General features: G+C 47.6%; 9 protein-coding genes. 6 read left to right on the top strand and 3 right to left on the bottom strand.

The features are described 5' to 3' along the window. Positions 1-202 precede the first annotated feature (202 nt). On the bottom strand, positions 203-559 hold the full coding sequence (locus tag Q0372_RS02595; RefSeq protein ID WP_297881238.1) for a histidine triad nucleotide-binding protein: 357 nt from the start codon (positions 557-559) through the stop codon (positions 203-205). 129 nt (positions 560-688) lie between these two features. On the opposite strand from Q0372_RS02595, the gene pheS reads away from it, so the two are divergent. The 6 genes from pheS to serA all read left to right on the top strand — a co-directional run bounded on the left by pheS (position 689) and on the right by serA (position 9,520). Beyond that, positions 689-1,684: a phenylalanine--tRNA ligase subunit alpha gene (gene pheS / locus Q0372_RS02590; RefSeq protein ID WP_298102190.1), complete on the top strand. Its 996-nt coding sequence runs from the start codon at positions 689-691 to the stop codon at positions 1,682-1,684. Next, positions 1,681-4,011 (top strand): phenylalanine--tRNA ligase subunit beta, encoded by a 2,331-nt coding sequence (gene pheT / locus Q0372_RS02585; RefSeq protein WP_298102187.1) that lies wholly within the window; start codon positions 1,681-1,683, stop codon positions 4,009-4,011. The genes pheS and pheT overlap by 4 nt, the downstream gene beginning before the upstream one ends. Next, complete coding sequence (aroA, locus tag Q0372_RS02580) at positions 4,008-5,282, top strand: 3-phosphoshikimate 1-carboxyvinyltransferase (protein ID WP_298102184.1); 1,275 nt, start codon at positions 4,008-4,010, stop codon at positions 5,280-5,282. Before pheT ends, aroA begins: the two co-directional genes overlap by 4 nt. Then, positions 5,272-6,108, top strand: a complete 837-nt coding sequence (locus tag Q0372_RS02575; RefSeq protein WP_298102181.1) for a 4-hydroxy-3-methylbut-2-enyl diphosphate reductase — start codon at positions 5,272-5,274, stop codon at positions 6,106-6,108. The genes aroA and Q0372_RS02575 overlap by 11 nt, the downstream gene beginning before the upstream one ends. A 112-nt stretch (positions 6,109-6,220) precedes the next feature. Then, positions 6,221-7,888 (top strand): 30S ribosomal protein S1, encoded by a 1,668-nt coding sequence (locus Q0372_RS02570; RefSeq protein WP_298102178.1) that lies wholly within the window; start codon positions 6,221-6,223, stop codon positions 7,886-7,888. A gap of 54 nt (positions 7,889-7,942) precedes the next feature. After that, entirely contained in the window at positions 7,943-9,520 is a 1,578-nt protein-coding gene (serA, locus tag Q0372_RS02565) for a phosphoglycerate dehydrogenase (RefSeq protein WP_298102175.1), read from the top strand. 535 nt (positions 9,521-10,055) lie between these two features. Here serA and Q0372_RS02560 read toward each other — a convergent pair. Then, complete coding sequence (locus Q0372_RS02560; RefSeq protein WP_298102172.1) at positions 10,056-11,006, bottom strand: DUF3137 domain-containing protein; 951 nt, start codon at positions 11,004-11,006, stop codon at positions 10,056-10,058. A 240-nt stretch (positions 11,007-11,246) separates the two neighbouring features. Beyond that, on the bottom strand, positions 11,247-11,431 hold a 185-nt coding region (locus Q0372_RS02555), incomplete at its 5' end, for a hypothetical protein (protein WP_298102169.1).

Here is an 11,431-nt window from a genome sequence, read left to right as displayed (position 1 = left end):
GCATTTGCTAAGAGCTCGCTTGTGATAAATTTATATTGCTCTTTAGCATCTAATGATAAATTTTAGCTTGTAGTTTTACTATTTTGATTATTTTTAAAGCCTCGGTGCTTATAAATGAAGCGGAATTTTAAAAATTTCAAAGAATTCCGCAAAATTTTGCAATTTCACGGAATTTTAGTTTTTATAGAATTAAGCTCTAGTCTTAAAAATTCTCTTCAGTATTGCGGTCACTGACATGGTCCCACGGCAGCTTCATTCCGCCCAGGATATGAAAGTGCAGATGCATCACCTCTTGACCTCCGTTTTCGCCGCAGTTGCAAACGAGACGGTATCCGCTCTTATCAAGCCCCATTTTGCGAGTTACTTCTTGGATGAAAGCGCTCATTTTACTCATCACTTCGGGTGGTGTTACTTGAAAGTTTTCGTAGCATTTCTTAGGGATCGCCAGGATATGGATCGGCGCTTTTGGGTTGATGTCGTGGAAAGCCAAAAATTCATCGTTCTCTAGCACTTTGTTGCACGGGATTTCGCCGTTTACGATCTTTTCGAATACGTTCATTTTAGATCCTTTTATGAGGTTGAAATTTAGCCGCGATTATAGCCAAAAAATCCAAACACGCAAATTTACCTAGCTTTTATCAAATTTTAACTACAATCGCGCCATTAAATTTAACTACAAGGATAGAATTTGCAAGAGATTAAAGCAAAAATCGACGCCGCATCGAGCTTAAGCGAGCTGGAAGCCGTGCGCTTGGAGCTTTTTGGCAAAAAAGGCATCATAACGGCGCTTTTTTCCGAGCTCAAATCCGCAGCGCCCGAGCAGAAAAAAGAGCTTGCCGTAAGCGCGAATGAAAAGCGCGATTATTTCAGCGAGCTCATCGCTGCAAAAAAGGCGAGCCTGGAAGAGGCGGAGCAAAAAGAGGCGATGAAGAATGAAGCGAGCGACGTCACGCTTTTTAACGAAAACGTAAACTGCGGAGCGCTGCATCCCGTGATGGAGACGATGGATAAGATCATAGACTACTTCATCGCGCAAAATTTCAGCGTCGAAAGTGGCCCGCTCATCGAGGACGACTTCCATAATTTTGAAGCGCTAAATTTACCCAAATACCACCCGGCGCGCGATATGCAAGATACGTTTTATCTAAATGACGGGCGCCTGCTGCGCACGCATACCAGCGGCGTTCAGATCCGCACGATGGAGAAATTTAAAGCTCCGCCGGTGCGCATGATCGCCCCGGGCGCGGTATTTCGCCGCGATATGGATCTAACCCACACGCCGATGTTTCATCAAGTAGAAGGCCTCGTAGTCGAGCAGGGAGACCGCGTGAGCTTTGCGAATTTAAAATACGTTTTAGAGGAATTTTTGCGCTATATGTTTGGAGACGTAAAGGTGCGCTTCCGCCCGAGCTTCTTTCCGTTTACGGAGCCTAGCACCGAGGTCGATATCAGCTGTATTTTCTGCCACGGCGAGGGATGCCGCGTCTGTAAGCAGACGGGCTGGCTCGAGGTGTTAGGCAGCGGCGTGGTCGATCCTAACGTCTTTAAAGCGGTGGGCTGGAAAAACGTCAGCGGATACGCATTCGGGCTCGGTGTGGAGAGATTTGCGATGCTGCTGCACGGTATCCCCGATCTGCGCTCGCTATTTGAAGGCGATATTAGATTATTGGAGCAGTTTAAATGATAATAACGAGAAATTGGTTGCAGGAGTGGATCGATATAAGCGAAATTTCAAGCGAAAGGCTGCTTTCTACGCTAAATTCCATCGGTCTGGAGGTTGATGCTCACAATAAAATTTCGCTTCCTAAAGGCGTCGTAGTAGGACTCGTAAAAAGCAAGCGTCGTCACGAGAATTCTGATCATCTCAATGTCTGCGAGGTTGATGTCGGTAAGCAGAGCTTGCAGATCGTCTGCGGCGCGAAAAATGTTGAGGCAGGGCAATATGTCGCGGTTAGCCTCGTCGGCGCCGTGCTACCTAGCGGTCTTGAGATAAAGCCTGCCAAACTTCGCGGCGTGGAGAGCTTTGGCATGATCTGTTCGGCAACCGAGCTTGGGCTTGCCAAGACGAATGACGGCATTATGGTGCTTGATAGCAGTATCGGCGAGCTCGTGCTGGGCAAGGAGCTGCGCGAGTATGAAATTTTTAACGACGATCTTATCGAGATCGAGCTTACCGCTAATCGCGGCGACTGCCTTAGCATCTTAGGCATAGCGCGCGATCTAAGCGCAGCGCTTGATCTGCCGCTAAAGGAAAAGCACGAGTTTGAAGATGCCGACGGAGCGCCTGGTATCGGTAGAATTTTAAGCGTACGTGCAAGCGATGAGGTAAGCGCTAAATTTGCTTTTCGAGCTTATGAGATCAAAGGCGAGCTAAAGTTAAATTTAAAGCAGGCCTTGCGTCTTGCAAGCGTTGGTATTTTGCAAAGCTGCGCGGTGCAAAATTTCATCAACTATGCTACTCACTCTACCGGAGTATTGCTGCGCGCTTATGATTTTGAAAAGATCGCTTCCGCAGACGGCAAGGTGGCGCTTGACATAAAGCCTATGCCAAACGGTGAGTTCGGCGTTTATGCGGGCAAGAGATTGCTTAGTGTAGCAGGGATTTGCCAAGACGCAGAGCTAAAGGCGTGTTGCAGTAGCAAAGTGGTGCTATTAGAGGCAAACTACACCGCGCCACTAATTATCGCCAGAGCAGTAAACGAAAATAAAAGCCTAAAAGGTGACGAGCACGTGTATCGCTCAAGCAGAGGCAGCGAGCCAAAGCTTAGGCTGGGGCTAGATCTGCTATTTAGATTGCTACTTAAAAATAAAGCCGTGAGCCTATATGCGGGCACACAAAAGATTTCAAATGCTTTGGAGCCGCTTATTGTGGGCTTTAGCGAAAAAGAGATAAACTCAATGATCGGCGCGCAAATTCCACGCGATAAGATCGTAAAAATTTTAAAAAGGCTGGGCTTTGATGTGGGCGTCGAAGCCGATCTCATCACCGCCAAGGTGCCGCCTTTCCGCCACGATATCGTAAATTCCCACGACGTTTGCGAGGAGATCGTGCGTATCGTAGGCATCGATAATATCGCCGCCGCGCCGCTAAGCTTCTACGAAAAAAACCGTCTAAACGATACCTACGTAAATTTACAAAACGGGCGCAAGCTTCGCAGCAAGGCGGCAGCAGTGGGATTTTTCGAGTGCGTGCATTATGTATTTGACGACGGAAAGGCTCTGCAAAGCTTAGGCTTTGCGCCGTGCAAGGTTAAAATTTTAAATCCGATAAACGGCGAGCTGGACGCGCTAAGACCGACGCTGATTAATCATCTGCTGGAATCTGCGGAGCGAAATTTAAAGAATTCTCGTAGAAGCGTTAAACTTTTTGAGCTAGGAGAGGTCTTTGACGAAAGCGGCGCGCAGAGCCTAAGGCTGGGCTTTATAGTTAGCGGACTAAAAGCCGAGCCCTCTATCGCTGCCGGCGCAAAACCTGCCGCAGTGGATTTTTTGTATTTTGCAAATTTAATCCAAAGCGTCATCGGTAAATTTAAGGTCAGGCTGCCTGGCGAAAATTTGAAATTTTTAAGCGAATTCGAGCAAGCTCAGATCGAGCAGGGCGGGCAGATAGTGGGCTTTATCGGGCGCGTGGATTACGCCGTAGAAGCAGGGCGCGATCTGGATAAAAGCTATCTGTGCGAGATCGATTTTTCCAAGCTTAAATTTGAAAATATCGTAGCGGATGCTTATTCGAAGTTCCCTAGCGTATCGCGCGATCTAAGTATTTTGGTGCCGAACGGAATGCGCTTCGAGCAGATCAAAGAGTGCATAGAGGCCCTTAAAATCGAGGCGCTAAAGGAATTTATCCCGAGCGATCTTTATAGCGACGAAAGCCTGGGCGATTCAAAGAGCCTGACGATCAGGCTTGTATTTCAAGACCTTCAAAAAACCCTCTGCGACGAGGAAGTGGCGGGCTTTACCGATAAAATTTTAGCCGCGCTTAGCAGCGAGCTGGGACTTGGGCTGCGATGAGAATTTTTGCGCAAGCAAGCCCTTTGCGGGCGGAGATTTCAAATATCGCCGCGGATAAATCGATCTCACACCGCGCGGCGATCTTTTCGCTGCTAGCGGAGGGGATGAGTAAAATTTCAAACTATCTTGAGGCCGAAGATACGCAAAATACGTTAAAGATCGTGGAGCTTTTGGGCGCTTGCGTGCAGCGCGTAGAGGGCGAAATTTTAATCACTCCTCCCGCCGCTATCAAAGAGCCTAATGTCCCGCTTGATTGCGGCAACTCGGGTACGGCAATGCGGCTATTTATGGGCTTTTTGGCGGGGCGCGAGGGCTTTTTCGTGCTGTGCGGCGATCGGTATCTAAGCGAGCGTCCTATGAGGCGCGTTGCGGACCCGCTTTGCAAGGTGGGCGCTAAAATTTATGGGCGGCAAGGCGGTGAAAAGGCGCCGATTGCGGTGCTCGGGCAGAAGCTCGGGTATTTTGAATACGAGAGCAAGATTGCGTCCGCACAAGTAAAGACCGCTCTGATTTTAGCGGCCTTGCGCGGGGGAGGGTGCAGGTTTAGCGAGCCCGAGCTTAGCCGCGATCATAGCGAGCGGATGCTAAAGGCAATGGGCGCGCAAATTTCGCAAAATGGTCTTGAGATCGAAGTCGCGCCGCTTAGCTCGCCGCTTAGGCCGCTTGAAATTTTTATCCCAAACGATCCCAGCTCGGCGTTTTTCTTCGCCGTCGCCGCAGCGATAACCCCCGGCTCGCGCATCGTGCTAAAAAATATGCTGCTAAATAAAACCCGCATAGAGGCGTATGAAATTTTAAAACGCATGGGCGCCGAGGTAAAATTTCATAAAACGAGCGAAATTTACGAGCAGATCGGCGATATAGAGGTCGCTTACGCGCCGCTTCACGCCGTGGAGGTGAGCGAAAATATCTCGTGGCTTATAGACGAGGCGCCTGCGCTTGCTATCGCCTTTGCCTGCGCGCAGGGAAGTAGCGTGCTTAGAAATGCCGCCGAGCTGCGCGTGAAGGAGTGCGACCGCATAAAGGTAACCTGCGAAGGGCTTCGCACCTGCGGTATTAAGGCGCGCGAGCTGCAGGATGGCTGGCAGATAGAAGGCGGCGAGGCGAACGCGGCGATCATCACGCCGTGCGGCGACCATCGTATCGCGATGAGTTTTGCGATTTTAGGCTTAAGTTCGGGGATGATCATCGAGGATAGTGATTGTATCGCGACGTCGTTTCCGAACTTCGCCACGATTTTAAGACAGATCGGAGCTGGCGTTGAAGATTGAGATGGCCAAAAGCTACGGCTTTTGCTTTGGCGTCAAGCGCGCGATCAAGATCGCAGAAAGCGCCGGCGAGGCCGCTACGATCGGCGAACTGATACATAACGCCGAAGAGATTAACCGTTTAAAACAAAATTTCGGCGTCAAAACCCTAGAGGGCGTTAGCGAGATCAAGGACGAGCAAAAGCTCATCATCCGCACCCACGGCATTCAAAAGGACGATCTGCAAAGATTAAAGGCGCAAAATAAAGAGCTCATCGACGCTACCTGCCCTTTCGTGACCAAGCCGCAGCAGATCGTAGAAAAGATGAGCGCGGAGGGCTATGATATCGTGATTTTCGGCGATAAAAACCATCCCGAGGTAAAGGGTGTGAAATCATACGCAAAATCGCGCGTATTCGTGATCATGGATACAAAGGAACTGCAAGACGTCAAGCTTGGACCTCGCGTCGCGCTCGTTTCGCAGACTACGAAAAAGATAGAAAATTTTACCAAAATCGCGGATTTTTTGATGCAGCGCGCGAGGGAGCTGAGAATTTTTAATACGATTTGCAATGCGACGCTGGAAAATCAAGAGGCCGTAAAAAGCCTGTCACAAAAGGCCGACGTGATGATAATCGTAGGCGGGAAAAATTCCTCCAACACCAAGCAGCTTTTTTTAATTTCACAAAATTTTTGCAAAGACAGCTACCTCATAGAAAACGAAAGCGAGCTTGAACGCTCGTGGTTTGAAAACAAAAGCCTATGTGGCATCTCCGCAGGAGCCAGCACGCCCGATTGGATCATCAAAAAAGTAGTGGCGCGAATCGAAAATTTAACGCAGAATTTATAAGCCCTCTTATCAAATTTACTCTTAGAAATTTATCAAATCGAAAGCAAATTTTGGCTAGAATCGCGCATTTTAGTTCTTTTCAAAAAAGCACAAATAAATTTAAAGGAAGCATATGGCTGAGGTGAACGAGAAGGTTCAAAACCACGCAGAGGAAGATTTTGCGACATTGTTAGAGGAGTATGACGCCGGGAAGTCTCGCGACGAGGTTGTCACAGGTAAGGTTATCGCCCTTAAGGACGGCGAGGTTTTCATAGACGTAGGCAGGAAGTCGGAGGGTATTTTAGATGCCGCCGAGGTGAGCGACGATCAAGGAAACCCGCAGGTTAATGTAGGAGATGACATCAAAGTCGCTATTATCGGAAGCAGAGGCGGTCGCCCGGTCGTATCGTATAAAAAGGCTCTAAAAAAGGAAAAAGTAAAGGCGTTCATCGACTCCTATGATGAAAACGCAGAGAATATCTATGACGTTAAAATTCTATCGTTTAATAAGGGCGGTTTCGTTTGCGCTAACGCAGATGATGTGGAATTTTTTATGCCTCGCTCGCAAAGCGCGCTTAAAAACCCAAATGGCGCTGTCGGTAAAAATTTCAAGGTAAAGATCATTAAAGTTGATAGAGACGAACAAAGCGTCGTTGTATCGCGCAAGAAGCTACTTGATGAGGATCGCAAAGCAAGCAAAGAGGCGATCGAAAAGGTAGTCGCCACCGAGGGCATTATCGAGGGTGTCGTTAAAAAGATCACCACCTACGGTATGTTCGTAGACGTAGGCGGCGTGGACGGACTCGTGCACTACAGCGAAATTTCATACAAAGGTCCAGTAAATCCAAGCTCGCTCTACAAAGAGGGCGATAAGGTTCCGGTTAAAGTTATTAAATACGACAACGATAAAAAACATCTCTCTCTTTCGATTAAAGAAGCGATGCCAGATCCTTGGAACGAGATCAAAGATAGCCTGGAAGTGGGCGATACGATCCGCGTAAAAGTAAGCAATATCGAGCCTTACGGCGCGTTTGTCGATCTTGGCAACGACATCGAGGGCTTTTTGCATATCAGCGAAATTTCGTGGGATAAAAATATCAAAAATCCGAAAGATTTCATCAGCGAGGGCGAGGAGCTCGACGTAGAGGTCGTAGAGATCAACCCTAGCGAGCGCAGATTGCGCGTGAGCCTTAAAAATTTACTCACTAAGCCTTTTGACGAGTTCGTTGCTAAGCATAAAGTGGGCGATGTGCTAAAAGGAAGCGTCACTACGATTACAAATTTCGGTGCGTTTGTGAGGATCGACGGTGTAGAGGGACTTTTGCATAACGAAGACGCTTCGTGGGATCGTGGCGAGAAGTGCAAAAATTTATTCAAAGTGGGCGACGAGATCGAGGTTAAGATCATCAAGATCGACAAAGACACTCAAAAAATTTCTCTAAACCACAAAGAGCTCGGCGATAGTCCTATTAGCGATTACGCCAAGAGTCACAATCAAGGCGATGTCGTAAAAGGCAAGATCCGCGATATTAAAGAGTTCGGAATTTTTGTCGAGCTGGGAGGCGGTATAGACGCGCTTATTCGCAAGGAAGATCTTGGCAACGTAAGCGTAGATAGCCTAAAAGTGGGCGACGAGATCGAGGCTGCGATCGCCTTCATCGACGAGAAGAAAAACAGAATTCGCCTAAGCGTGCGCAGACTGGCTCATCAGAAGGAGCGCGAGGCGCTAAACGAGATCAATAGCAACGACGACGAGAAGCAAAGCCTAGGGGATCTAATCAAAGATCAACTAAATAAATAATTCCTCCCGCAAGGCATCCCCGCCTTGCGGACCTACTTCAAAAGGTTAAATTTAATGAAAACTATCATAGTCTGCGACGCAATCCACAAAATCGGTTTTGATCTGCTTAAGCAAGAATCGGATATTAAAGTAATCGACGCTACTAACGTGCCCAAGAGCGAGCTATACGGAATTTTAGGCGATGCGGATGTTGCGATTACCAGAAGTTCTACGGCGGTGGATGAGAAATTCCTTGGCGCCGGCACCAAGCTAAAAGCGATCGTGCGTGCGGGTGTGGGCGTAGATAACTGCGATATCGACGGCTGCTCCAAGCGCGGCATTATTTTGATGAACGTACCTACGGCAAATACCATCGCCGCGGTCGAAATGACTATGTGCCATCTGCTAAATGCGGCGCGCAAATATGTAAATTCCTGCAACGATCTGAAAATTAATAGAATTTGGAAGCGCGAGAAATGGTACGGTACCGAGCTTTATAAAAAGAGCCTCGGCATCATCGGCTTTGGAAATATCGGTTCGCGCGTGGGGGTGCGCGCGCTTGCGTTTGGGATGAACGTCATCGCCTATGATCCCTATATCGAGCCCGAAAAGGCCACGAAGCTCGGAGTAAAATATACGAAGAATTTCGATGAAATTTTATCTTGCGATTTCATCACGATCCATACGCCGAAAAATCAAGAGACGATAAATATGGTAGGCGAGCCGCAAATAGCGAAGATGAAGGACGGCGTGCGCCTAATAAACTGCGCTAGAGGCGGGCTGTATAACGAAAAAGCGCTCGCAAACAATCTACGCAGCGGCAAGATCGCGTATCTCGGCATCGACGTTTTCGACAAAGAGCCTGCGACCGATCATGAGCTTTTGGATATCGAAAATTTAAGCGCGACTCCACATCTTGGCGCAAATACGCTCGAATCGCAAAGCAATATCGCCCGAGAAGCCGCAGAGCAGGCGATCAGTGCCGCACGCGGCTTAAACTATCCAAACGCTTTAAATTTGCCGCTTAAGCTTGAGGATCTGCCGCGCGGTATCGAGCCGTATATAAATTTGGTCTCCAAAATGGCCTATCTTGCGACGCAGATCAACAAAGGCCCGATCAAATCGATTCGCATCGAGGGCAGCGGCGAGGTGGTGCAGTATCTAAAATCGATGCTCGTTTTTGCGATCGTCGGCGCGCTGCACGATTCTTTGGGCGATTCGCTAAATTACGTCAATGCTAAATTTCTTGCGGATGAAAAGGGGATCGAGACGAGCTTCGGCGAGCTTGCAAACAGCGTCTATAAAAGCGAGATCGCGGTAAAAATCATGACCGACGAGGCGATCTCAAACGTCGCAGGTACGGTCTTTGACGGCAGCGAGGAGCGCATCGTAAATATCGGCGGGTTTAAGACCGATTTTAAGCCGAAGGGCAAGATGATAATCTTCAAAAATACCGACGTGCCGGGCGTTATCAAATCCGTAAGCACGATCCTAGCCGACGAAAACATCAATATCGCGGACTTCCGCTTAGGCAGAGGCGAGGAGGGGGACGCTTTGGCGGTCATTTTGGTCGATTCCGAAGTGCAAAAAAGCACGCTCGATAAACTGGCGGCGCTTCAAACCTGCCTAATGGTGCGCTACGCGGCGCTTTAATCCTTTTCCGCTTAGGAGGCGAAATTTTAAATTTCGCCTCTCCCGAATTCTTTAATAATTTAAATTTACTTCCTGTGTGCAGAGCCGGCGCTTGAGGTACGTTGCGGCATGTGTCCGGGCAGATACCTTTTAGCGTGCGGCTTTTGTAAGCGCCGTTTGCGTGTCAAATTTAACTCTAGTCGCGGACTTGTTTTTAAATTTAAATTTCGTCCTTGTGGATCTGTTTTTAAATTTCATCATCGCGGGCGCTGCCGATTAAATTTTGCCGCTATGCAGGTTTGGCACTAAAAGCTAGAGGCTGCGATGCGAAACGCGGTCAAATTTTATAAATTTTTAGACACGGAGGGTGCTTTTGCTTTAAATTTATTAGCGGGTGCTTCATATCTCTAATCGTATCGCCCGTTTAAATTTCGGGCAACTACCGAGCGATTGCGCCGCTGATTAAATTTTACGTTTTGCCGAAATTATGCTTCGCCGAAAAATTCCGTCTAGCCTAAAATGAGCAGGTACAAAATTTCAGCCGTAATGCGCCCTGCTAATTTGTGAGTTTAAGCGTTTCGATTAGACTTAAAATTTTGCGGATCTGCGTTTGGTATTCGCGCGCGAGCTCTATGCTAGCGGGCCTACCAAAAAGCGTAGTTTCAAAAAGATCGGGCGCACCGTTTAAAAATAGATATAAGCGCTCATCCATAAATACCGCGCTCAAGCTGAACTCGCCGCTCGTTTCGCGATTTATTTCGCGCAGACGCTCCATAAACGCGGGCGTTAGCAGATAGCGCGCTTCTACTTTGTCATCCGCAAACACGCGAAAATCGCGCATAAAATCCACATCGTCCATCATCTCTTTTTCGCCGAAGATCTTGGCGTTTAGCTCCCTGCTTACCACTATCGTTTTGCCCGAGGTTTTTTTCGCGAGCTCGCAGATCAGTACGTTGCCGTCAAAGTCCATATAGTTATCGTAGAATATTTTGATCAACATAATCGCCGCTATGAGCGGATTATCCGTTTTCATGTAAAACCTACCATTACTATGTACCTCGCTGAGGCTAAATTTAATCCCGCAGTACACGCCCGTAATCCGATCCTCGCTTTTGATCCTAGATTTCCTATAAATTCTAAATTTTTGAAATTCCTCTTCTTGCATGCCGGTATATGGATCGTATTTTAAACCGGCATCTATATCGTTTATTACGGCGCGGACGAATATCTCTTTATAAAATTTGTAGTAGCGAATTTCCGCTTCAGTTTCTTGACCGGCACAATGAAGAAGAAATATCCAAAAGATCTGAAGAAAAATTAAGGTACCTAAAATTTCGGCAATTTTTATCACAGGAGTATCCGCTTTAACGCCGTCTAGGTACAGTCCTATAGGTATGATCACTAAAATGACGGCTATACTGAGGTAGTAATATCTATTAAAAGCCCTAGCGCATGTTTTTTGCTCGGTTAAAGTCTGCGAAACGACATCTTGCAGAGCAGGCGACATATCTATCCTTTGATAAAAATTTCGCCAGTATTGTAGCAAAATTTAACGTGATTTATAAAGAGCGAATTCCGCCGCTTAATGAATAGTCGGGATCGAAATTTAATTTACGTGGGTCCGTAGCGTAAAATTTTAAAATCTTACTCTTTGAAATTAGATCCGCACCGAATTGAAATTTAACGCATCGCATAAGCTTATATTTCACGCGAGCTGCTTTTTAAAATTTGCATCCGAAGCTTGCAATCACAGTATCCTGAGGGTGTCTGAGATGAAATACATAAAAACTCCGAGCCCGAACATCACGAAAAGCCCTGCAAATTCGACGTAAAGCTTCAAGCTTACGAGCCGCTTCGAGCTTAGCTCGAGCTGGGCGTCGCCTAGCTTTGGCGGCGGCTTTATCGCCAAATCGCGCGAGGTAAGCGCTAACG

It is taken from the genome of uncultured Campylobacter sp., from assembly GCF_937997405.1.
Taxonomy (GTDB): domain Bacteria; phylum Campylobacterota; class Campylobacteria; order Campylobacterales; family Campylobacteraceae; genus Campylobacter_B.
This window is presented reverse-complemented; position numbering and strand designations above follow the sequence as displayed.

Excerpts from the sequence above, each read along its gene's own strand:
- Q0372_RS02560 (WP_298102172.1), bottom strand. The coding sequence starts at position 11,006 with ATGTCGCCTGCTCTGCAAGATGTCGTTTCGCAGACTTTAACCGAGCAA.
- Q0372_RS02570 (WP_298102178.1), top strand. The coding sequence starts at position 6,221 with ATGGCTGAGGTGAACGAGAAGGTTCAAAACCACGCAGAGGAAGATTTT.
- Q0372_RS02595 (WP_297881238.1), bottom strand. The coding sequence starts at position 559 with ATGAACGTATTCGAAAAGATCGTAAACGGCGAAATCCCGTGCAACAAA.
- serA (WP_298102175.1), top strand. The coding sequence starts at position 7,943 with ATGAAAACTATCATAGTCTGCGACGCAATCCACAAAATCGGTTTTGAT.
- aroA (WP_298102184.1), top strand. The coding sequence starts at position 4,008 with ATGAGAATTTTTGCGCAAGCAAGCCCTTTGCGGGCGGAGATTTCAAAT.
- pheT (WP_298102187.1), top strand. The coding sequence starts at position 1,681 with ATGATAATAACGAGAAATTGGTTGCAGGAGTGGATCGATATAAGCGAA.